Origin of the sequence: Acinetobacter sp. ANC 7912, assembly GCF_039862785.1 — a bacterium.
Classification (GTDB): Bacteria; Pseudomonadota; Gammaproteobacteria; order Pseudomonadales; family Moraxellaceae; genus Acinetobacter; species Acinetobacter thermotolerans.
This window is the reverse complement of sequence record NZ_CP156795.1, coordinates 1314359-1338460: the sequence shown is the minus strand read 5'-3', so window position 1 is coordinate 1338460 and position 24102 is coordinate 1314359. Positions and strand designations below refer to the sequence as shown.

Annotated in this window: 20 protein-coding genes; 17 read left to right on the top strand and 3 right to left on the bottom strand. The window is 42.9% G+C overall.

The genetic code is table 11. The features are described 5' to 3' along the window. Positions 1-35 precede the first annotated feature (35 nt). Both glnL and glnG read left to right on the top strand, forming a co-directional pair. A complete protein-coding gene (gene glnL / locus ABEF84_RS06560) occupies positions 36-1145 on the top strand; it encodes a nitrogen regulation protein NR(II) (RefSeq protein ID WP_347453951.1) in 1110 nt (369 codons plus the stop codon). After that, a complete protein-coding gene (glnG, locus tag ABEF84_RS06555) occupies positions 1132-2604 on the top strand; it encodes a nitrogen regulation protein NR(I) (protein ID WP_347453950.1) in 1473 nt (490 codons plus the stop codon). The genes glnL and glnG overlap by 14 nt, the downstream gene beginning before the upstream one ends. Positions 2605-2664: 60 nt before the next feature. On the opposite strand, the gene ABEF84_RS06550 is transcribed toward glnG, so the two are convergent. The 3 genes from ABEF84_RS06550 to mnmG form a co-directional block, all read right to left on the bottom strand. Beyond that, positions 2665-2991, bottom strand: a complete 327-nt coding sequence (locus ABEF84_RS06550) for a hypothetical protein (RefSeq protein ID WP_347453949.1) — start codon at positions 2989-2991, stop codon at positions 2665-2667. 137 nt (positions 2992-3128) lie between these two features. Beyond that, the gene (gene mhpT, locus ABEF84_RS06545) at positions 3129-4334 is read right to left on the bottom strand and encodes a 3-(3-hydroxy-phenyl)propionate transporter MhpT (RefSeq protein WP_347453948.1); all 1206 of its coding nucleotides are present in this window, start codon (positions 4332-4334) and stop codon (positions 3129-3131) included. Positions 4335-4636: 302 nt separating this feature from the next. Continuing rightward, positions 4637-6517 carry a tRNA uridine-5-carboxymethylaminomethyl(34) synthesis enzyme MnmG gene (gene mnmG / locus ABEF84_RS06540; protein WP_347453947.1) on the bottom strand — a complete coding sequence of 627 codons (1881 nt, stop codon included), beginning with the start codon at positions 6515-6517 and terminating at the stop codon, positions 4637-4639. A gap of 266 nt (positions 6518-6783) precedes the next feature. On the opposite strand from mnmG, the gene ABEF84_RS06535 reads away from it, so the two are divergent. The 15 genes from ABEF84_RS06535 (at position 6784) to dnaE (ending at position 24094) form a co-directional block, all read left to right on the top strand. After that, complete coding sequence (locus ABEF84_RS06535) at positions 6784-7128, top strand: hypothetical protein (protein WP_347453946.1); 345 nt, start codon at positions 6784-6786, stop codon at positions 7126-7128. 128 nt (positions 7129-7256) lie between these two features. Next, positions 7257-8147, top strand: a complete 891-nt coding sequence (locus ABEF84_RS06530; protein WP_347453945.1) for a bile acid:sodium symporter family protein — start codon at positions 7257-7259, stop codon at positions 8145-8147. Positions 8148-8224: 77 nt separating this feature from the next. Then, positions 8225-9112 carry a bile acid:sodium symporter family protein gene (locus ABEF84_RS06525; protein WP_347455745.1) on the top strand — a complete coding sequence of 296 codons (888 nt, stop codon included), beginning with the start codon at positions 8225-8227 and terminating at the stop codon, positions 9110-9112. Between the two features lie 135 nt (positions 9113-9247). Further along, the gene (prmA, locus tag ABEF84_RS06520) at positions 9248-10153 is read left to right on the top strand and encodes a 50S ribosomal protein L11 methyltransferase (RefSeq protein WP_347453943.1); all 906 of its coding nucleotides are present in this window, start codon (positions 9248-9250) and stop codon (positions 10151-10153) included. 14 nt (positions 10154-10167) lie between these two features. Continuing rightward, positions 10168-11043, top strand: coding sequence for a DUF3426 domain-containing protein (locus ABEF84_RS06515; RefSeq protein WP_347456299.1), 876 nt, complete (start codon positions 10168-10170; stop codon positions 11041-11043). A 401-nt stretch (positions 11044-11444) separates the two neighbouring features. Then, positions 11445-11714, top strand: coding sequence for a DNA-binding transcriptional regulator Fis (gene fis, locus ABEF84_RS06510; RefSeq protein WP_001086304.1), 270 nt, complete (start codon positions 11445-11447; stop codon positions 11712-11714). A 95-nt stretch (positions 11715-11809) separates the two neighbouring features. After that, positions 11810-13384 carry a bifunctional phosphoribosylaminoimidazolecarboxamide formyltransferase/IMP cyclohydrolase gene (purH, locus tag ABEF84_RS06505; RefSeq protein WP_347453941.1) on the top strand — a complete coding sequence of 525 codons (1575 nt, stop codon included), beginning with the start codon at positions 11810-11812 and terminating at the stop codon, positions 13382-13384. A 147-nt stretch (positions 13385-13531) separates the two neighbouring features. Next, positions 13532-14815: a phosphoribosylamine--glycine ligase gene (gene purD, locus ABEF84_RS06500; RefSeq protein ID WP_347456816.1), complete on the top strand. Its 1284-nt coding sequence runs from the start codon at positions 13532-13534 to the stop codon at positions 14813-14815. 417 nt (positions 14816-15232) lie between these two features. After that, complete coding sequence (locus ABEF84_RS06495) at positions 15233-15544, top strand: hypothetical protein (RefSeq protein WP_347473809.1); 312 nt, start codon at positions 15233-15235, stop codon at positions 15542-15544. Positions 15545-15684: 140 nt separating this feature from the next. Then, a complete protein-coding gene (locus ABEF84_RS06490) occupies positions 15685-16083 on the top strand; it encodes a DUF4238 domain-containing protein (RefSeq protein WP_347473808.1) in 399 nt (132 codons plus the stop codon). A 31-nt stretch (positions 16084-16114) separates the two neighbouring features. Continuing rightward, entirely contained in the window at positions 16115-16657 is a 543-nt protein-coding gene (locus ABEF84_RS06485) for a GNAT family N-acetyltransferase (RefSeq protein ID WP_347456814.1), read from the top strand. Positions 16658-17198: 541 nt separating this feature from the next. Then, positions 17199-18074 (top strand): MetQ/NlpA family ABC transporter substrate-binding protein, encoded by an 876-nt coding sequence (locus tag ABEF84_RS06480; protein ID WP_005235248.1) that lies wholly within the window; start codon positions 17199-17201, stop codon positions 18072-18074. Positions 18075-18146: 72 nt separating this feature from the next. Then, on the top strand, positions 18147-19172 hold the full coding sequence (locus ABEF84_RS06475; protein ID WP_347453937.1) for an ATP-binding cassette domain-containing protein: 1026 nt from the start codon (positions 18147-18149) through the stop codon (positions 19170-19172). Beyond that, a complete protein-coding gene (locus ABEF84_RS06470) occupies positions 19169-19864 on the top strand; it encodes a methionine ABC transporter permease (RefSeq protein ID WP_347453936.1) in 696 nt (231 codons plus the stop codon). Before ABEF84_RS06475 ends, ABEF84_RS06470 begins: the two co-directional genes overlap by 4 nt. Positions 19865-20521: 657 nt before the next feature. Continuing rightward, a complete protein-coding gene (dnaE, locus tag ABEF84_RS06465; RefSeq protein WP_347455742.1) occupies positions 20522-24094 on the top strand; it encodes a DNA polymerase III subunit alpha in 3573 nt (1190 codons plus the stop codon). Positions 24095-24102 lie beyond the last annotated feature (8 nt).

The following is a 24102-nucleotide window of genomic DNA, read 5'->3' as shown; positions in this document are numbered from 1 at the left end:
CATTGCGCTATTTTAATACAGGAAAACCACCGCTAATGGATCAGCCTATTTCTATCGACTATCGCTTACTGGTGGACAATCTCACCACTGCCATTATGTTGGTCGATAGTAACCTGAATATCTACTATCTAAACACGGCTTGCGAAGCCATGTTCGATATCAGTCTTTTGCGCGCATCTGGCACGCCAGTACTTAATATTTTACAAGCGCCGACGGATGAGTTTAAGACAAAAGAGTCCCTGTATAACACGCTGCATACCGGACAACCTTATACCCGCCGTGAAGCAACCATTATTGTCAACTTTAAAGACATTCATGTGGATTACACAGTTTCCCTGCTCAATACCGGTAAACCCACCCACCCTTTACTACTAATCGAGCTGAACCAGCGCGACCGTATGCTGAAAATTTCTCGCGAGGAAAACTATATTCAGCAGCATCAGGTTGCGCGCCAATTGATTCGCGGTGTTGCTCACGAGATTAAAAACCCGCTCGGCGGCATCCGCGGCGCAACCCAATTGCTGGCCCGTAGCCTGGACGATCCAAAATACAAAGAATTCACTGACATTATTATCAATGAAGTCGATCGCCTTCGGAATCTGGCCGACACCATGCTTGGTTCACGTCAGCTACCAAGTTATGAATTAGTCAATGTACATGAACCACTGGAACGTGTGCGTTCACTGATCGCCAACCAGACCAAAAAGAAAATCAAAATTACCCGGGACTACGACCTATCCTTGCCAGAAGTTTTGGCGGATCGCGACCAGCTGATTCAGGTCATGCTGAATATCTGTGTCAATGCCGTTCAGGCCATGACAGAAAATAAAGACTTCTTTATCGAGCATCAGCCAGAACTGATCTTAAGAACTCGGATTCAACGTCTCTATACCATTAATGGGGCAATTCACCGCTCTGTAGTGCGCATCGACATCCAGGACAATGGTCCAGGTGTGCCGGAAGACATTATTGAATCAGTGTTCTACCCACTAGTGACCAGCCGTGCCAAAGGAACCGGTCTCGGTCTGAGTATTGCTCAAAATATTATGCATCAACATAACGGAATGATTGAATGCCAGTCAGTTCCAGGAAAAACCGTATTTAGCCTATTTTTACCTTGGGAGTCAGATCATGTCGCGAAATAAAATATGGGTCATTGATGACGATCGTGCCATGCGTTGGGTACTAGAAAAAACATTTAAAGAAGAAGGTTTCGACGTCACCAGCTTTGAAGAAGCTCAGTCAGCGCTCGATCAGCTGAGCGTAGATGCGCCAGATGTGATCCTGACCGATATCCGTATGCCAGGAATTGATGGCCTGACTTTCTTAAGTAAAGTCAAAAACAGCTATCCAGACCTGCCGGTCATTATTATGACAGCACACTCGGATCTGGAATCTGCAGTATCCAGCTATCAAACTGGTGCATTTGAATATCTACCGAAGCCATTTGATATTGATGAAGCTCTGGCATTGGTGAATCGTGCGATCCTGCACATCACCAAACTGCAACAACAGGAATCTGCCAAAACTGTTCCTGCCATTCAATCTACCGAGATCATCGGTGAATCTCCTGCCATGCAGGAAGTATTCCGTGCCATTGGCCGTCTGTCACAGTCACATATTACCGTGCTGATTAATGGTGAATCTGGTACTGGTAAGGAACTAGTCGCGCATGCCCTGCATCGCCACTCGCCACGTAGCAATAAACCGTTTATTGCCCTAAACATGGCAGCAATTCCAAAAGACCTGATCGAGACTGAATTATTTGGCCATGAGAAAGGCGCGTTTACCGGTGCCAATACGCAACGCCAAGGCCGTTTTGAACAGGCCAATGGCGGCACACTGTTCCTGGATGAAATCGGCGATATGCCATTTGAAACCCAGACCCGTTTGTTACGTGTCCTGGCTGATGGAGAGTTCTACCGCGTCGGCGGTCATGTTCCGGTAAAAGTGGATGTACGTATCGTCGCTGCAACCCACCAAGACCTGGAAAAGCTGGTACATGATGGCCGCTTCCGTGAAGACTTGTATCACCGTCTGAACGTGATTCGTATTCATATTCCTAAACTGGCGCATCGTTCTGAAGACATTCCAATGCTGGCAGAACACTTCCTGGCTCGTGCTGGTAAGGAACTGGGTGTGAATCCAAAAATTCTGCGTCCAGAAACCAAGGAATATATGCAGAAGCTGCCTTGGCAAGGGAACGTTCGTCAGCTGGAAAACACCTGCCGCTGGTTAACCGTCATGATCACCGGTCGTGAAGTCTATCCTGAAGACTTGCCACCTGAACTGAAACAAATTCCTCTACCTCAGGACAACGGCACACCAATTCCGAACCTCAACCAGATTGCACCGCATCACTGGGATGAATTACTGGGTCAATGGGCGATTCAAAAACTGAAAAATGGTGAGATGAAAATTCTCGACATCGCGACACCAATGTTTGAACGCACCCTGATTAATGCTGCCCTGCAACAAACCCGTGGTCGTAAGCGTCATGCTGCTGAACTGCTTGGCTGGGGCCGCAATACCCTGACCCGTAAGCTAAAAGAACTCGGTATGGACAGTGCTGATGACGATGAAGTAGAAGAAGTTGAAGGTTAAGCTTTCATTTGAATCTCATAAAAAAGCGCCATCTGATTTGGCGCTTTTTTATTTTTAGCTTTAAGCCGTAAGTCCGATATAACGAAAATAACCAGCCGCACCCAAATCTGATTTCATAATGATAAATTCCGGATAGCTGCTGGCAGTCAGTTCTGCAAACATATTCAGCTGATCATCATTGGCATGCAGATCATCCACCGTGTGCTGCATGGTCTGCTCAAACTCATCAGTGATGTATTCAAAGCCAATATCCATGGCAATAAATAAAGTATGTTCACATGGCTGAATATACTGTTCTTCCTGCCAGTTAATAATCAGCTGCTGGCAATGTGGACAAGCAATATTGTCTGTGGCTTGAACGTCGAGTTCGATGAGTTGGTATGACATATTGAAAATCAAATAAGTTAACTGGCCTTATTCTAGCAAAATCTTCAAATACTTCTCTTAATTTAAACCTCTGCTATATTCAACTATAAAAAGCCCGCATGATGCGGGCTTTTCAGTCATAACAATCAGTAAGTAGATTACTTATGATTGGCTTTATAGGTAGACAATGCAGCCACTGCAACGGCAGACAGAATCACACCCGGTGCACTGGCGATCAGAATACCAGTTGTGCCCAAACCCAATGCCAGAATTTTCCCAGTTAATAATGGCCCAGTCATTGCACCTAAACGACCGAGTGAAATCGCACTTCCCACACCAGTTACCTTGCCAGCATTGGAATAGAAGATTGGCGAAATACCATACAGAATGGACTGACCACCAGTCGAGAAGATACCACCTAAAATCCCTGCAAAAATCAGCAATGGAATTAAAGTTGTGGTAAACAGCGTCACGATTGCTACCAACAGACCAGTATAAATAATAATTGCCATTTGCCAGAGTTTAAGACGGTCTAGCAGATAACCCATGCCTAGCGTACCCACTACAGCCCCCACCTGGAACAGCATCATAATCATAAAGGCTTGCTGTTTTTCCAGCCCCTGTTCCATCAACAGGTTTGGTAACCAGCTGATCAGAATGTAGTTAATCATTAAGGTAAAGAAGAAACTCAGCCACAGTGGCAGTGTCTGCTTATAGCGCTGCTCGGCAAACAGTACTTTTGCCATAGATGGCACTTCAGTATTTGCCTGTACTTCTGCCACAACTTCTTTTTTCTTATCGCGTAGAATCCAGCCCATAAAAGGCAGCAATGCCAATGGTGCAATACCACCAATCAGGAATAAGGTTTGCCATGGAATGTCTTTAATAAAAGTCGCCAGACCCGCAACAAAGATCGCACCTACTGGCAGACCACAATACATTAAGCTGTTCAGTTTACCCCGGTTGGCTTCACTCGCTTCCGCACCAACCACTGAGATCATGGTTGGCATCGCAGCACCTAAGCCCAGACCAGTCAGGAAACGTGCAACATAAAGAATCGTGTCATTCGGTGCTAATGCTGTGATACTCATAAAAATACCAAAGATCAGAATCGACAGCATCAGCACCTTTTTCTGACCTAAGTAATCAGCGATACGGCCTCCAAAGAAAGCACCAAAGAGCATACCAAATACCCCTAGGCTAAACACAGAGCCCATTTGTACCTGATCGAGACCGAAGCTCGTTGCGATACCTTTCGCTGCAATTCCCGGTGCCTGCAGGTCAAAACCTTCAAAGAAAGCGACCCAGAAACACAGGAAAACAGTTAGAATTTTTTGTAATTTTTCAGAGCGTATATTTGCCATATGCTCACCCTCTATTTATTAATACCAATCTTATTGGTCAAGATTTTCCTCTTATATGGGGCAGCAACATAGACAGACCATGGTCTGACCAGTGAAAGATAAAATGATGAAAATTCGCTAAATTTAAGACATAAAAGATCTAAAAATAAGTTAAATTGGCTATAACTAAATTATTTTTTAATTTATTTTCAATTAGTTATGTTTATTAAAGTTATTTATTATCAAACCATAGCTCATAACAATCGTGAACTTTTTATGCCATAAAAAAGCCCGCATAATGCGGGCCTTTTCACCTCAAAATCTTAAGCAGATTTCTTGGTATTGGCATTCTTACGAATAGTAATCATCACTAATTGAACTGCTGCAGGAGTTACTCCTGGAATACGGCTTGCTTGCGCCAGCGTTTCCGGACGAACCTGTTTCAACTTCATAGTAATTTCACGAGAAAGACCAGACACTGCATCATAATCAAAATCTGCAGGAATCTTGGTTTCTTCCAGACGTTTCATTTGTGCCACGTCTTGGTGCTGACGGTTGATATAACCTTCATATTTCACCGCAATCTCAATCTGATCACCAACTTGTTGAGAGACTTCAGAACCGGTCAATTCAGCAATTTGGGCAAATGTAATATTTGGACGTTTCAGCAAATCAATCGCAGAACACTCTTTAGAAAGATCAGCACCCGTCATTTCAATGAATTTTTTACCCATTGGATTGTTTGGCGCCGCCCAAAGGTGTTGCAGACGACCAGTTTCACGTTCAACCGCTTCCATTTTTTCACAGTAAGCTGCCCAGCGTTCGTCATCCACCAGACCCAATTCACGGCCGATTGGTGTTAAACGTTGATCCGCGTTGTCTTCACGCAACATCAAACGGTATTCCGCACGTGAGGTGAACATACGGTACGGCTCTTTGGTACCTAAAGTAATCAGGTCATCAACCAGTACACCCATGTACGCTTCATCACGTTTCGGTGTCCATTGTTCCTGATCCCATGCACGGCGTGCAGCGTTCAGACCAGCTAACAAACCTTGTGCACCTGCCTCTTCATAACCTGTTGTACCGTTGATCTGGCCAGCGAAGTACAGGTTATTGATCGCTTTGGTTTCAAGCGTAAATTTCAGTGCTTGCGGATTAAAGTAATCGTATTCGATTGCATAACCTGGACGCAGAATATGTGCATTCTCCATACCACGGATCGAACGTACCAGCTCAAACTGAACGTCAAATGGCAATGAAGTTGAAATACCATTTGGATAAAGCTCATGCGTATCCAGACCTTCTGGCTCAAGGAATACCTGGTGCGAGTCTTTATCGGCAAATTTATGAATCTTGTCTTCAATCGAAGGACAGTAACGTGGACCTACACCTTCAATCTTACCGGTGTACATTGGTGAACGGTCCAACCCACCACGGATAATCTCGTGCGTACGTTCATTGGTATGTGTGATATAGCAGTTCACCTGTTCCGGGTGCATCGATACATCACCCATGAATGACATGGTTGGTGATGGGAAATCACCTGGCTGTGGCGTCATGACAGAAAAATCAACTGAACGCGCGTCAATACGTGGTGGAGTACCAGTTTTCAGACGACCCACTGGCAATTTCAATTCACGTAGACGGTGTGCCAGGGAAATTGAAGGAGGATCGCCTGCACGGCCACCTGAAGCATTGTTCAGACCGATGTGAATCACACCGCCTAAGAATGTACCGGCAGTCAGCACAACAGTTTTCGCATCAAAGCGGATACCCATTTGGGTCACAACACCCTTAACTGTATCGCCTTCTACGATCAGGTCATCTGCAGCTTGCTGGAAAATGTCCAGATTGGACTGGTTTTCCAGCATATGACGAATCGCTGCTTTATAGCGTACTCGGTCTGCCTGCGCACGAGTGGCACGTACTGCAGCGCCTTTACGAGAGTTCAAGATACGGAACTGAATACCGCCTTTATCGGCAGCCAAAGCCATCGCACCGCCTAATGCGTCAATTTCGCGTACCAGATGCGATTTACCAATACCACCAATCGCCGGGTTACAGCTCATCTGCCCTAAAGTCTCAATGTTATGAGTTAAGAGTAAAGTCTGTCGGCCCATACGTGCTGCAGCCAATGCTGCTTCCGTACCTGCGTGACCGCCACCGATAACAATGACATCATATACTTTAGGATAGTGCATAGTGGTAATTAGAGAGATAGAAAAATGGATAGCTGAGCATTATAGCAAATTTCAGCTTAAAGTTGACAAATTCAGTGGAATTAATTCATCCTTCACATTTCTTGTTTTTATAATGATTCTTAATAGTCACTTAATCTTTCATTAATTAGCAAAACATTGAAAAATCAATACATATCTACTCTATTTGTTACCTGATGCATATTGTTTGAGCAGTCATATTTTCTAATATGTAACTTTGATGCTCCGCGAGAAAAAAGGTGAAATACATGGATAAGAAATTATTATTTTCAATAATGCTCGGTGCAATGTCAGTTACAGGTATGGCAACTGCAAATGATAAGGTTGAAAAAGTTTATAACCCGGATCTGTACCAGAAAGTCTGTAAAGGCAAATCTACGGGTCAGGCCGTCAGCTTCCCATACCGTGGCATTATCTGGAACGGAACCTGCGAGCCGCAGTTCTTCTCCAACGATAAAAATGCTTTAACCGGTACAGAAGCAGAAATCTATACCGCATGCCAGGAGGGATCTGGTACAGGAACTGCAACCATCAATGGTCAGGAAATGCAGGGTAAATGTGCCCTCGGCTTTACCCCGCCACGTCCAAAATAAACGCTTCTATACCACTTATCACTTTAATGGGCAAGACCGAGGGTTTTGCCCATTTTATATTGATTATTTAAGTATTTAAGTTAAACTCGAATCTAAGACGAAGATCCTATAATAAAAAGGATATTGAAATGGATTCGGTATTTTTTGTCTTTTTACTGCCAGTTTTGCTGGCAATTTTAATGATGGGGCTGGGTCTGGAATTACGCATCAAGGATTTTATACGCGTCGTCCAATATCCCAAAGTTATTTTTGTTGCCTTATTCACCCAACTGGTTTTACTGACCAGTCTGGCCTTCCTGATCTGTATCGTGCTTCAGCTTCCGCCGCTGCTGGCTATGGGCATGATGTTGCTTGCAGCGTCTCCAGGCGGCCCAACCGCCAATCTGTTTAGCTACTTATATAAAGGCGATGTTGCCCTCAACATTACCCTGACCACGATTAATACCGTACTTTCCATTTTTACCTTACCTTTTATTATCAAACTGTCTTTATTGTTCTTTTTGGGCAGCGAAGATCAGGTCAGTATGCCAGTAGAAAAAATGGTTCAGGTGTTCTTTATCATTCTGATCCCAGTACTGCTGGGTATGGCATTACGAGAAAAGTACCCTAAACTATCCATCACTGTTAGCCGTCCGATGCGTATCCTCGCCATCAGCTTCCTAATCGCCTTATTCCTGTTTACCATCGTACGGGAGCGTTTCCATCTGCTCGAATACTTCCACAGTATCGGTATCGCAGCGGTGATTTTCTGCTTTAGCAGCCTGTTTATTGGCTATTGCCTGCCTTTATTGCTCGGCATTCCAGATCGTCAGGCACGTGCCTGTACTTTTGAAGTCGGCATTCACAATACCGCTGTCGCGATCACAGTCGCTATTTCTGTCCTTGGAAATACTATGATTGCAGTACCGGCCGGCATTTATACGATTGTGATGTATTTCTTTGCCACACTATTTGGCTTTTTTATCAGTAAACAGCAACACGCCTATCAAAAATCTGAACAACATTTATCAGATTTGTAACTACAAATATAAAAATCCGTTTCCTGCCTGTATGCTCAATCAACAATAAGAAAAAATAATCGATCAGGAGCATACAGATGGATTCTGGAATAATTACAATTTTACTGCCGCTGGCATTGGCAGTCATCATGATGGGACTCGGCCTTGAACTGACCTTAAAAGACTTTGCCCGGGTCAGCCGCCATCCAAAAGCAGTGCTGATTGCACTTTGCTGCCAGCTCATCCTGCTGGTTGGCATCGCCTTTGCCTTATGTAAGCTCTTTGCTTTAACACCATTACTGTCAGTTGGGCTGATGCTGCTCGCTGCTTCTCCTGGTGGCAGTACTGCCAATCTGTTCAGCTATCTGTTTAAAGGTGATCTGGCACTCAACATTACCTTAACTGCGATTAATTCAGTGATTGCTGCAATTACCCTGCCTTTGATTGTAAATTTCTCGATCATGCACTTTATGCAGGACAGCCAACAGATTGGCTTACAGTTCAGTAAGATTTTACAGGTATTTGCAATCATATTAATTCCAGTTGGAATCGGCATGCTAACTCGCCACTATGCACCTGGTATTACTGAGAGGCTAAATAAGCCTTTACGTATCTTTGCCGTGACTTTTCTGGTACTCATTATCATTGCAGCCATCGTTAAGGAACGAGCGAATATCAGTGAATATCTCACTCAGATTGGTCTCGCAACTGCCTTATTCTGTATGCTAAGCCTAAGTATTGGCTATCTAGTACCACGTATGCTGAAGATCAATAGTGCTCAGGCACGAGCCAGTGCTTTCGAGATTGGCATTCATAACAGCACACTAGCAATGACCATTGCCTTAACAGTGATTGGTAGCTCTACAGTTGCCATGCCTGCTGCTGTTTATTCCATATTTATGTATATTTTCGCTGCGATTTTTGGTCTGTTACTGAATCGTTTGGCACCGCTTCAGGTGCAGAAAGCCTTACCAAGTTTGGATTAGATAACTATTCATCAGTATTTAAGGAGATTTTATATCTCCTTTTTTTATTTACATCTGCTCAGCAAACTTGCAGCACAAGTCCAGCGAGTTCCGCTACAATAGCTTTTTGAAAAAGATATACATAAGGTTATTTCTGTGAAGTGGTTACAAATTCATATTACGGTTGATCAAGCTCAGGTTGATTTCACTGAAACATTGCTTAGCTCGCTGGGTGCTGTCAGTGTGACCCTGGACGATGCTGAAAATCAGGATTTACTGGAACCGCTTCCAGGTGAAACACCACTGTGGAATAAAGTCATTGTCACCGGAATCTATGCCCAAGAGGATGACGAAGATGAAATCGATGTGGCCGCACTGGAAACTTTTATTCGTGCCCAGCTACCTGAGGCACCGATCCGTCACGAGTTTTTGGAAGACCAGGCTTGGGAACGCACTTGGATGGATGCTTACGAGCCAATCCAGATTTCTGAAAAATTCTGGATCGTACCGGAATGGATGGAAGCACCGGAAGCCGATGCAGTCAATATCAAGCTGGATCCAGGTCTGGCCTTTGGTACAGGTAACCATGCTTCAACTTTCTTGTGCCTGCAATGGCTAGGTAAAACTGATGTCAAAGACAAGATTGTGATCGACTACGGTTGTGGTTCAGGTATTCTGGCAGTTGCTGCACTGCTTTTAGGTGCGAAAAAAGCATATGCCACTGACATCGACCCGCAAGCAGTATTGGCAACCCAACAGAATGCTGAACTGAATGGTGTGCTGGATCGTTTATACGTGGGCTTACCAGAAGAGTTTAATGAAGAAATCGGCGCATTAAAGGCAGATGTTTTTGTCGCTAACATCCTTGCTGGACCACTGATGATGCTGGAACCGCATTTTGCCGAACTGGTTAAACCGGAAGGTGAATTTGCACTGGCTGGGGTAATTGAAGAACAAGTTGCTGATGTTACTAGCATTTACTCAAATCATTTTGATATATTAGAAGTCGAAAAACGAGATGAATACTGGTGCCGTATTTCAGGTAAACGCCATAAGGACTAAAAAAGCGTAAATGTATGAGTGACAAACGAACCCTCTGCCCGACTTGTTCCACCATCTACAAAGTAACGGTTGCTCAGCTAACCATTGCACAGGGTATGGTTTGTTGTCCCAAATGTTCCACGTCTTTTAATGCTCTTTCCCATCTGGTGACTGATACTCCAGCATCAGCTACCACAACAGTTCCAGAAACCGATCCTGATGCACCACGCAAGATTCTGGAATCCGATTTTGATCCGGAACTGTATAACAGCAAAATTCCATCTCGTCAGGACAACCTGCTGCACATCTTTGATGAAAAGGTCGAAAACTCTAATATCGACCTAAAAACCTATCTGAACAATCTCAACTATTTTAGCACTGAACCCATCAGTGCCCTTCCGGCTATGAACTGGGAAGATAATCTGGATGATGAAAACCGCCGTTCGGTGTTGCGTTATGCAGGTTGGACTTTTATTAATATTGTTCTGCTAGCTTTCCTAATTTTCCAGTTCTTCTGGTTTAATCCGCAGTACTTAAAAAACAGCCATGTCATGAGTACGGCCTTTCATGCCGTGTGTGATGTGCTGAACTGTTCCAGCATGGAAGAACATTACAACCTAATTAACACCAAAAAAGTCAAAGTCACCGCATTAGGCAAGAATGAGACCCAGTTTAGCGGTGAGCTAATCAATTATCATGATCGCAGTCTGGCGATGCCGCTATTACGTCTAGACCTAAAAGACAATGGTGTGATCACCACCACCTATATGCTGTCACCATCCGAATACCTAATCGAAAGTCTGGCACGAATTGAACGTATTCCTAAAAATAGCCCGTTCAAATTTGAGTTTAAGGTACCAGCCGACCGAAAAAGCTTCGACAGCTACAATTTGGAAATTATTCGCCCATAATATTGAAAAAACCTATTAAAAAAGCAAAAAAAAGTTAAAAAAAATGCAGTTTTCTTGCTCACTTTTGCCTAGACAATGGTATTATACGCGCCACGAAAGCTAAGTACTGCCAACTCCTCGCGACTTTTTCACTAAAATATAGTCTTGCCTAATGCGCTTAATTTATTAATGCGTATCGAGCAGATTTTTTTGTGTTAATTTTGGCCAGTAACAAAAATTTAACTATTGTTACGCTTATTTTTCGACCAACGCGCCGAGATGTGTCAAGCTACTAGCTCAAAGTAATGACCAAGTTTTAGGACTCCGGTTTTAGGATCTAAAACGGAGTTCATTTCAATTTCTAGACCACTTATATATATCACTTTACCCAAGTGATATTTGTTTTTTTCGGATTAATTCGCATGAATAGCAAATCTCCTATTTTTACTGCACAATCTGATGTTGCTCTACGTATCCACGTAGATCGCGCAGTTCGCCACTACTTTGCACAACTGCAAGGCGAGCAACCTTCTCAGGTGTATGACATGGTGCTGGCAGAAATGGAGAAGCCTCTTTTATCTGTAGTTCTAGAATATACGCGTGGTAATCAGACTCGCGCCGCTGAAATTCTCGGCTTAAACCGTGGGACTTTACGTAAAAAGTTAAAAGCACACGGTTTAATGAGTGAATAAATGATAAAATGCTTGCGTTAATCGCAGGCATTTTTTTTTGACTGCTATTAGCTATTTTAGATTTAATCTGTTCCTTGATAACTGTGACGAAGATCATGACTATTAAACGCGCTTTAATCTCTGTTTCCGACAAAACCGGTATTGTCGAATTTGCACAAGACCTAGCTGCTCTGGGGGTAGAAATTCTATCTACAGGTGGAACATACAAATTGTTGAAAGACAATAATGTCCCTGTCGTTGAAGTTTCTGAGCACACTGGTTTTCCAGAGATGATGGACGGCCGTGTTAAAACACTACATCCGAAAATCCATGGGGGTATTCTAGCTCGTCGTGGTCTAGACGAAGCTGTGATGGCTGAACACAACATTGATCCAATCGACCTTGTTGTTGTGAACCTTTACCCATTTGCTGCAACAGTTGCAAAACCGAACTGTTCACTGGCTGATGCGATTGAAAACATCGACATCGGTGGCCCTACTATGGTTCGTGCTGCTGCGAAAAACCATGCGTCTGTGGGTATCGTAGTAAATGCTTCTGACTATGCAACTGTTGTTGCTGAGCTGAAGGCTGAAGGCTCTTTATCTTATGCAACCCGTTTTGACCTGGCAGTGAAAGCATTCGAACATACTGCTCAATACGACGGTATGATTGCCTCTTACCTGGGCGCTCGTGTAGGTAAAGAAGAAGGTCAAGCAGACAAATTTGCGCGTACTTTTAATACACAGTTAAACAAGGCACAAGATCTTCGTTACGGCGAAAACCCGCACCAATCAGCTGCGTTCTATGTAGATCCAGCTGCGAAAGAAGCGTCTGTTTCAACTGCTAAACAGTTACAAGGTAAAGAATTATCTTATAACAACATCGCAGATACTGATGCTGCGCTTGAATGTGTGAAATCATTTGCTAAACCTGCATGTGTCATCGTAAAACACGCGAACCCATGTGGCGTTGCAGTATCTCTAGATGGTATCAAAGCAGCTTATGACCTGGCTTATGCAACTGACCCAGAATCTGCATTTGGTGGCATCATTGCATTCAACCGTGAATTAGACGTTGAAACTGCTAAAGCGATCGTTGAACGTCAATTCGTTGAAGTGATCATTGCACCGAGCATCGCTGAAGGCGTACTTGAAGTAACTGGTGCGAAGAAAAACGTACGCGTACTGGTATGTGGCGAACTTCCAGCAATTGACGAACGTGCTCCACAGCTTGACTACAAACGCGTAAATGGCGGCCTGCTGGTTCAAGACCAAGACCTTGGCATGATCACTAAAGATGACCTGAAAGTTGTGACTAAGATTGCTCCAACTGAACAGGAAATTGATGACCTGATCTTCGCTTGGAAAGTTGCGAAATACGTGAAGTCTAACGCAATCGTATATGCGAAAAACCGTCAAACCATCGGTGTCGGCGCTGGTCAGATGAGCCGTGTAAACTCTGCACGTATCGCTGCGATTAAAGCGGAACATGCTGGTCTAGTTGTTGAAGGTGCGGTAATGGCATCTGATGCATTCTTCCCATTCCGTGATGGTATCGACAACGCTGCAAAAGCTGGCATCAAATGCATTATCCAACCAGGTGGTTCAATGCGTGATGAGGAAGTGATTGCTGCAGCTGACGAACACGGTATCGCAATGGTGTTCACTGGCATGCGTCATTTCCGCCACTAATATTTTAAAGTATTAAATTTCAGACCCTCCTTTTCGAAGGAGGGTTTGCTACATCAGTAGATTGATTTACATCTTGTTATAAGATGTCTAAAGATTTTGAACCTCATTGGGTTTGTGGAATTTCATTTTCGAGGGAATTTTCTAAAGATGAACATTTTAGTTTTAGGTAGTGGCGGCCGTGAACATGCACTGGCATGGAAAATCGCACAAGACGATAAAGTGGCAAAAGTGTTCGTTGCACCGGGCAATGCGGGCACCGCAACTGAAAATAAATGTGAAAATGTCGCTTTGGACATTCTCAATAACCCTGCCATTATTGATTTCGCGAAAAACAATGCTGTTGACCTGATCGTCGTTGGTCCAGAAGCTCCTCTGGTGAATGGTGTGGTTGATGCTTGCCGTGAAGCTGGCCTAAAAATTTGGGGTCCAACCCAATTCGCTGCACAGCTGGAAGGTTCTAAAGCATTTGCAAAACACTTCCTGAAACGCCACAACATTCCAACTGCTTTCTATGACGTGTTCACTGAAGTGGATGCAGCGAAAGCATTTGTTGAGAAAAATGGCGCACCAATCGTGATCAAGGCTGATGGTCTTGCTGCGGGTAAAGGCGTGATCGTCGCAATGACCAAAGAAGAAGCCTTTGCTGCGATTGAAGATATGCTGGCGGGCAACAAATTTGGTGATGCCGGTTCTCGTGTGGTAATTGAAGAATTCCTTGCAGGTGAAGAAGCATCTTTCATTTGTATGATTGATGGTGACAACATCCTGCCAATGGCGACGTCTCAAGATCATAAACGTATCTTTGAAGGTGATCAGGGTCCAAATACTGGTGGTATGGGCGCTTACTCTCCTGCGCCTGTTGTAACTGCTGACGTGTTTGAAAAAGCAATGAATGAAGTGATGCGTCCGACTGTTGAAGGTATGAAAAAAGACGGTCACGTATACACAGGTTTCTTGTATGCAGGTCTGATGATTGACGACCAAGGTCAACCAAAAGTGATCGAGTTCAACTGTCGTTTTGGTGACCCTGAAACTCAACCGATCATGATGCGTCTAAAATCATCTTTAGTTGATTTGGTTCAAGCAGGTCTTGAAGGTAATTTACCGAAAGAAGCTGAATGGGATGAGCGTAAAACTGTCGGTATCGTACTGGCATCTAAAGGCTACCCAGAAACGTCTAGCAATGGTGATGTAATTTCTGGTCTAGATACTGAAATGACAGATGCCAAAGTATTTCATGCAGGTACCAAAGCCAATGAAAATGGTGAAATCGTCACTGCGGGTGGTCGTGTGCTTTGTGTGACAGCACTTGGTAATACCATTGGTGAAGCACAAGCGAAAGCATTAGAACTTTGTGAGAAAGTGACTTTTGACGGCGCCCAATACCGTAAAGATATTGGTTACCGTGCAATTGCTCGTGAAAATGCTTAATTCTTTCTCGTAAAAGATTAAGTAAAAACCCCGCTGAGTGCGGGGTTTTTATTTCATTACAAGTTATTTTCACAAAATCTTGATAATGTATAAGATACTTCGAATTACCCTGAATAAAAATCTATATGCTGGCAACAAACCAATGGGAATTCACACCCAAACAATTACAAATAAAAAGAGAAAATCATTATGTATGGGCTAACTACCTAAAAAATTAGTCTACAAATAATTCAGATATCTGGTATACAACGCAAAAACTCAAAATAGCTCGTGATAGCGTCAAAGCGATGGCAAAGGAAAAAGATTTATATAGAGCTAGGTATCTTTCCAATGAGCATTTACGATTCATTTTACAATTATCAGCACAATCACCAATAGAATTACAAAACCTTCATAGATCATTTTTAAATAGTTTTTTTGCAACTTCAAGAAATAGAAAAACTATACCTGTCAGTAAACAGCATTGATAAAACTGATGAAAAAGTTATAGCTCATCTTGAAGCATTTAAAAGTAACACCCTAGAAAACATTCATAGTGCAATTGAAAAAAACGTCTATACAATTCTAGAAGAGCTACAAAAACAGAACTTGAAAATTTTGGATGAACTTGAAAACATGATTAATTTCATGAATTTTTTTGGTCATCAAATCGCTAGAACAACACTTTTTCGAAATAAAATATTAGCCGCTCATACCAATTCAACCCGGCTTTGTTGCATAAATATGTAAGCATCTGATTTAAATAAATTTAATTTTGGATCAAAAAATAATCAAAACTTCTAAAATCATATAGTTATGAAATCTTTGTGCAACAAAGCCATTCAACCCTACAAACAATTTGTAAAGAATCTTGGTGGTGCATAAGCTACATGTATGGTATGAATATTGGAAAAAGTTTTTTTGAAACCCGAAAAGTCGATAAACATTGTTTGTTAATCAATAACTCAGATGAAGATTTTATTACATCAAACCATCCAATTATTAATGTACATTCAAAAATAAATGAAAATGATTTAGCTGTTCCTTCTAGCGAAGAAGCAGATTATTTTTATCCAATTTCTCCCAGAATAGCCTATATGATTAACAAATCTGATTTATTCCAAAATGGGATAAACCACGTATCTATAGATTTTGTTAAAGCTATGAATAGAAAATTAGCTTTTTACGCAGATCAATACATTATTGCTACCACAGAAAACCAATTAAAAATTTATAAAGGTTTCGTTGGTCAAAGACTAAAAGTTGTTAAAGGAATAAATAGTAAATAAGATATCAACCTAACACTAATTTCTGTATTTTATGAAAATCCAAACCCCTCGCCTAATCCTCCGCCAATGGCAAGAATCCGACACTGCCCCATTTATTCAAATGTGTGCAGATGAGGATGTGATGCGTTATTTTCCCGCCCTACTGACACCTGAACAAAGTTTACAATTTATCGAAAAAGTGACTCGGCAGATTGATCAGCATGGTTGGGGTTTATGGGCAGTTGAGCTAAAAGAGACTAAAGAATTTATTGGTTTTATTGGGCTGCAACCCCAACCTAAATTGTTTGAGTTTTCACCCTGTATTGAAATTGGCTGGCGGCTAGCAAAAAAATATTGGCATCAAGGTTATGCGACTGAAGGTGCTCTCACAGTATTGGATTACGCATTCAATACTTTAGATTTGAATAAAGTTGTATCTTTCACTGCCACAGTCAATACACCATCTGAAGCTGTGATGAAAAAGATAGGTATGGTAAAGACCCAAGAGTTTCAGCATCCAAAGTTGCCAGAAGATCACCCTTTATGCTGGCATGTGTTGTATGAGGTCAATCAAAGTAATTACTCAAGCAAATAAGGCAAGGCTTAAATCCATGTTAGGCATTCATTAATAAAGGATCTTTTATTAGCTTTGTGGCTTGACGAATTTACTCATGTTTATTCATTTTTATGATTTCTATTGGATAAAATCTTATAAAGATGAATATTTAAGCGGTTTGGAATTTTGGCTTATCTTCAATAAAAATAATATATTGTATTCATTAATATTTTAATCATTTTTATCCAATTTATATTCTATTAAAAAGATAAGTAAATACTTTTTATCCACTATATCGAATAAATAATAATTGCTATGATTGCGCCCATTCAGAGTGCCAAATTTGACTATATCTTATTAAAAACCTCTATTTACTCTCTCCAGATAGAGAGTTCATATAGCGGTTTGGTGAACTCTGACCCGATCGAATTAACGTGAACTGTTGCAGTACATTTGCATTTTCCCTGCCGGAGCCACATGCGACATCGATCTAGAGTCAGATGAAAGTGTAATAAAACTCCACTTTAACATGACCTTAAAATGCATATACTTTAGGCAACACGAAAATTAGGACATCTTTATGAAAAAGCTACTTGGCGTTTTACTCAGTGCATCTGTACTGACTTTAACTGCATGCGGAAAACAAGAAGCGCCTGCAACGGACGCAGCACAAAACAAAGATTCAGGTGAATTGCAAACGGTTACTATGGCATCGACTGGTTCAGATGCTGACGTATGGCGCTACATTTCAACTTTGCCTGAAACTAAACAAGCCGGCATCAAGCTTGATGTGAAAAACTTTACTGACTATGTGGCGATGAATACTGCTGTTGCCAACAAAGAAATTGATGTCAACGCCTTCCAGTCTTATGCCTATATGGTTGCTTATAACGACGCCAATACGCAAAAGATCGCTCCACTTTCTACGACTTATCTTGAGCCAATGGGGATTTACTCAAGCAAAGTGAAAAAAGTTGAAGAGTTTAAGCAAGGTGCGACAATTGCTATTCCTAACGATGGCGCGAATGAATCACGTGCATTGTTACTTTTACAATCTGCGGGTCTGGTAAAACTTAAACCAAACTTTGACCTGGTAAAAGGTACGCCTGCTGACATCACTGAAAATGCGAAACAGATTGTCATCAAGCCAATTCAAATGGCGACTGCAGTCCGTGTGAAAGATGAAGTAGATGCGATTGTTCTAGGTAATACTTTGGCAATGGAAGGTGGTCTGAACGTATTGAAAGATGCGATCTATTACGAAGCGATTGATCAAAGTACTAAAATGAATGTTAACATTTTAGCTGTCGCTGCTGACCGTCAAAATGATCCTGTACTTCAAAAAGTTGGCCAGTTGTATCATACTCCTGCTGTGAAAGCCTATGTTGATGAACACTTCGGTGGTACTAAAGTTGCTGTAAATAAACCAGTGACTTATTTAACCGAAGAAAAGTAATACAATAATCAATATTCAGAACAGGCAAGATTTCTTGCCTGTTTTTTTATTCGTGATGCAGTATTTGACACTATGATTGAATTTAAAGACATCTCCAAACAGTATGAGCTCAAGGGTCAAACCTTACGTGCCTTGAATCGGATTAATTTACAGATTCCAACCGGCAGTATCTTTGGCATTATTGGCTATAGTGGTGCCGGTAAAAGTACCCTGATCCGCCTGATTAATCTGCTTGAACGCCCTACTTCTGGTCAGGTGATTATCAATGGCACGGACTTTACTGCTTTGGATGCCAAATCATTGCGTCAGGAACGTACCCAGATCGGCATGATTTTCCAGCATTTTAACTTAATGCAGACCAAAACTGTTGCTGCCAATATTGAAATGCCAATGAAGTTGCTTGGCTGGAGTAGGGCTGAACGGGAAAAACGTCTCGAAGAACTGCTGGATTTTATTGATCTGAAACATAAGCGTCATGCTTTCCCGGATGAACTGTCCGGTGGTCAAAAGCAACGTGTTGGTATTGCTCGTGCATTGGCAAATCACCCAAAAATTTTGTTATGTGATGAAGCAACTTCTGCTCTAGATCCGCAAACTACTAAATCTGTACTGCAACTACTCAAACGCATTAATCAGGAACAAGGCATTACCATTGTTATGGTGACCCATGAAATGGATGTCATTGAGACCGTATGTGATTATGTGGCTGTCATGGAAAAAGGTGATGTGATTGAAACCGGTTCTACCCTGCAGATCTTTAGTCAACCTCAGCATCCAACGACGAAAAACTTCATTCAAACTGTACTCCAGCAAAATTTGCCAGTGAACATTCTGGCGAATCTGGAAAATCAGAATCATCACAGTATTTATTGTTTAAAATTCCTCGGTAGTTCTGCGCAGGAAACCGTGATTCAAGGTGTGATTAAACAGTTTGATATCAGCTTGAATATCCTGTTTGCCAATATGACAGAAATTAATGGTTCAGTGATTGGCCAGATGTTTATTCAGCTCTTAGGCGATCCAGCGCAAATCACAGCGGCAATGCAATATCTGAGAGACAACGGCGTACAAGTAGATCAAGCAGGAGTACAAGAATGAGAGACTTAATTGTACAGTGGTTGACCACCATTACTGCGCCATTCTGGAAAAGCTCCCTATCGATGGACCAGTTTGTTACTGCACTGCAAGAAACCTTTCACATGGTGTTCTTCGCGATGCTGTTTGGCTGCATCTGGGGCTTTATTCAGGCGATTATCCTACTAGTGACTCGTCCAAATGGAATTCTACCCAACCGTATCATTTACCATAGCTTAAATCCGATTGTAAATGCCCTACGCTCTCTACCATTTATTATCCTATTGATTGCGGTTATTCCACTAACCAAGTTTTTGGTGGGTACTTCTATCGGGACTTGGGCGGCTATTGTACCGTTGACTATTTATGTTGGTCCTTATATCGGTCGTTTAGTTGAAACCTCTCTGCTAGAAGTCAACGAAGGGATTATCGAATCTGCCCAAGCCATGGGTGCAACGCCAATGCAGATTATCTTTAAGTTTATTCTGCCGGAAGCGCGTAGCTCATTGATCCTTAACCTGACCACTGCAACCATCAGCCTGATTGGTGCAACCGCGATGGCCGGTGCTGTGGGTGCCGGTGGTATTGGTGATCTGGCGATTTCTTATGGTTATCAGCGTTTTGATACATCTGTCGTAATCATGACTGTGATTGTTTTATTGATCCTAGTTCAAATTGTGCAAAGTGTTGGGGACTGGTTATCACGACTTCGTTAAGCTAAATTCCTAAGTAAATAAAGCCCTCTTTTTGAGGGTTTTATTCTTATATAAAAATCTATAACACCCTAATTAACCTATTAACTATCGAGGTTGGCGACATGGATGTCGCCCGTTGGCTTGTCTTACGTTCACTTTAAAGCAGTGCTTAAAGTTTACTCAGGACATATCGTCAAGCCAACAGAAGATTTTTGTTACCTTGCGCAGCAATGCTGCTCATCTTTCAAAAGTAAAAGCAATAAATCTAAATACCCAAATTCTAAATACTATAAATGATTAATTAATTTTTGAACTTTATAACTTTTCTCATCTAGATAGCTATATACCTAAAAAAGTCACTAAAAATTGATTCTTATTTTAGAAATGAGAGAAAATAAATTTTATTACTAAAAGTTTTCCCTTACTTTTGACGGGGCAAAAGTAACAAAACCCCTTTGTTGATCTGATGGCACTTCCTTGTGCCACAGATCAACTGGCGACATCCATGTCGCTGGGCTATAGATTTAATTTCAGGGAAATTATCCTTGTTTAAATAGAATAAGCACTCCAAAGTCTACTTTAAATTAAGGTCTAAAAGTTCAGCATTTCCCCTCAATTTCAAACTGAAACAATAAATCCCGTGCTAAACTATCGAGTGGTTTTTGCAGGGACTCATATATGCACTTTGTTCATCTTGGTATTCATACTGAATTTTCGATTACTGAATCCATCGTACGTATACCTGATCTAGTCAAAGCTGCTGCAAATGACGAGATGCCTGCGCTCGCCATTACAGACCTGTCTAACCTGCACGCTGCGGTAAAATTCTATAAAAAATGCCTGGGTGCCGGGATTAAACCAATCTTAGGTTCAGAAATCCGCCTGAATGATGCCGAACATCGCGCTACCCTGCTAGCGATGAGCAACAAAGGCTGGCGCAATCTGACCGAACTGGTCTCTGAAGGTTATATTAGTGGTCAACAACTGGATATTCCTTGCGTACAAAAAGAATGGATCCTGAACCAAAACCAAGATTTGATTGTACTGCTCGGCATCAATTCTGATGTCGGTAAAATGCTGATTACCTCGAACCCGCAAAAAGCTGAACCACTGCTACAAGAATGGGTCGAAAAATTCGGTAACCGTGTTTACCTCGCACTAACCCGTACCAACCGTGCCAATGAAGATGCTTTCATTGAAGAAGCCGTCAAACTGGCGAAAAAATTTAATATCGGTGTGGTCGCACATAATGACGTACACTTTATTGCGCGTGAAGACTTTGAGGCCCATGAAGCACGTGTTTGTATCGCCGATGGTTATGTGCTAAGTGATAACCGCCGCCCAAAACTGTATAGCCCTGAGCAATATTTCAAAAACTCAGAGGAAATGGCGGAACTATTTAGCGATATTCCAACCGCGATTGAAAATACCTACCACATCGCACGTCGCTGTAATGTGACCTTGCGTCTCGGCTTCCACGATCTGCCAGATTATCCGATTCCAGAGGGTCATACCATTGACACCTACTTCACCCATCTCTGTGAAGAAGGTTTGGAAGAACGCCTGAATTTCCTTTATCCACCAGAAAAGCGTGGTGAGGACTGGCCAGAAATCCGCAAGCCTTATGATGAACGTCTGGCCTTTGAGATCAATATTATTCTCACCATGCAGTTCCCAGGCTACTTCCTGATCGTGATGGACTTCATTCAGTGGTCGAAGAACAACGGCGTACCAGTTGGCCCAGGTCGTGGTTCGGGTGCAGGTTCTCTTGTAGCATATAGCTTGAAAATTACAGATCTTGATCCACTGCGTTATGACCTGCTGTTCGAACGTTTCTTGAACCCGGAACGTGTATCGATGCCCGACTTCGACGTCGACTTCTGTATCGCGGGTCGTGACCGCGTGATCGATTATGTGGCACGGACTTATGGCCGTGATGCGGTATCTCAGATCGCGACTTTCGGCACTATGGCAGCCAAAGGTGCGATTCGTGACGTGGCGCGTGTACTGGGCAAATCCTATGGTCTGGCAGACCGTATTTCTAAACTGATTCCAACCAAGCCTTTAGGTTTAAGTCTGGAAGAATCACTCGAAGCTGAACCACAGCTCAAAGATATTGTCACCAATCCTTCGAACCCTGATTATGACGATGCTTCAGAAATCTGGGAAATGGCGCTAAAACTGGAAGGCATTACCCGGAATACCGGTAAACACGCCGGTGGTGTGGTGATTGCCCCAACCAAGCTGACCGACTATTCCGCTGTACTCTGTGATGCCGATGGTACTGGTCGTGTCGCTCAGTTCGATAAGGACGACGTCGAAGCTGCCGGCCTGGTGAAATTCGACTTCCTGGGTCTGCGTAACCTGACCGTGATTGAAGATGCAATTAAGCATATCAATGCTCGCCCAGACATCACGGAGCCGGTGAATATTTCTTATATCCCACTGGATGACAAAGCCGCCTATAACATCTTCGCAACGGCGAATACCACTGCGGTATTCCAGTTTGAATCCGTCGGCATGAAAAAGATGTTGAAGGATGCACGTCCAAGTAAGTTCGAAGAAATTATTGCATTCGTATCCCTGTACCGTCCTGGCCCCATGGACCTGATTCCAGACTTTATCTTCCGTATGCACGGTGGTGAGTTCGAATACCTGCATCCATTGCTGGAAAAAGTGCTGGAACCGACTTACGGGATCATGGTATATCAGGAACAGGTGATGCAGGCGGCACAGTTCTGTGCGGGCTATACCCTCGGTGGTGCGGACTTGCTGCGTCGTGCCATGGGTAAAAAGAAAGTTGAAGAGATGATTAAGCATCGTCAGATCTTCATCGAAGGTGCAGCGAAAAAAGATATCGATGAAGCCACTGCAAACCATATCTTTGACTATATGGAAAAATTTGCAGGCTATGGCTTTAACAAATCGCACGCTGCTGCTTATGCTTTGGTTGCCTATCAAACTGCTTGGCTAAAAGCCCACTACCCGGCTGAATTCATGTCTGCGGTGATGACTTCGGAAATGCAGAACACCGATAATGTGGTGTTCCTGATTGACGACTGCCGTAATAATGGCCTAGAAGTGCTGCCGCCATCGGTGAATATGTCGCTGTACCAGTTCCATGCCAGCGATCCCCAAACCATCGTTTATGGTTTAGGGGCAATTAAAGGCGTTGGTGAAGCCGCAATGCAATCGGTGATTGAATCCCGCCAGAATGATGGCCCCTATAAAGACCTGTTTGACTTCTGTCATCGGATTGACCTGAAGAAAATCAATAAACGTACCTTGGAAGCCCTGATTCGTGCCGGTGCACTGGATTGCTTGGGCATTGAACGTGCCGATCTGATGGCACAATTACCGGAAGCAGTTCAGGCAGCGGAACAGGCACGGCATAACCGCGAAACCGGGATCATGGACCTGTTTGGTGAAGTGGAAGAAGTTCAGCGTAAACCGATTAAGCCAGTAAAACCTTGGTCCGATGAAGTGCGCCTGAAAGGTGAAAAAGATACTTTAGGCCTATACCTGACTGGTCACCCGATTGATGTTTATCGCAATGAACTAAAAGCCTTTGTGCCTTGTCAGATCAATGAACTGACGCCGACCCGTCGTGGTGTAACTACTGTTTTTGCCGGCTTGGTTGTGGATGTGGCCAACTTCCCGAACCGGATGATGGTGACACTGGATGATGGTACTGCACGTATCGAGATTTCCAGCAACCACGAACGCTTCCAGCGCTTCAAAGACATCATTCAGGTTGAAAAAGTTGTGGTGATTGAAGGTGAAATTTATGAGCGTGAAGGTTTTGACCGCCCACTTGGTCGTCTGACCAAAGCCTTTAGCCTGAATGAAATCCGTCAAAAACGTGCCAACAGCATCAAGATCACCCTAGATGCCGAGCATTATAGCAAGACGCTTTCTAAAGACCTGCAGCAAATCTTGTTGCCCTATACCAATGTGGATATGAGCACGCATATTCCAGTGATTTTGTACCTGGATTATGGCTATGCTACTGCCGAACTGCATTTAGGATTAAGCTGGAAAGTTGCGCCGCTGGATGAGCTACTCGCCAAATTGCGCGACTATTTCGGCAAGACTGCCCTGCATATCGAATATCAGGTGAAATCTAAAGCTGCCCGTGCCGTATCGTATGAAGAAGCCAAACCTGTTGAAGTACCACCACCGCCCGCTGACATGAGCATGGACGATGCACTGGCACTCTATGAAGCTGAGTCTCAGGCCCAGTATTCCTAATCTCTCAA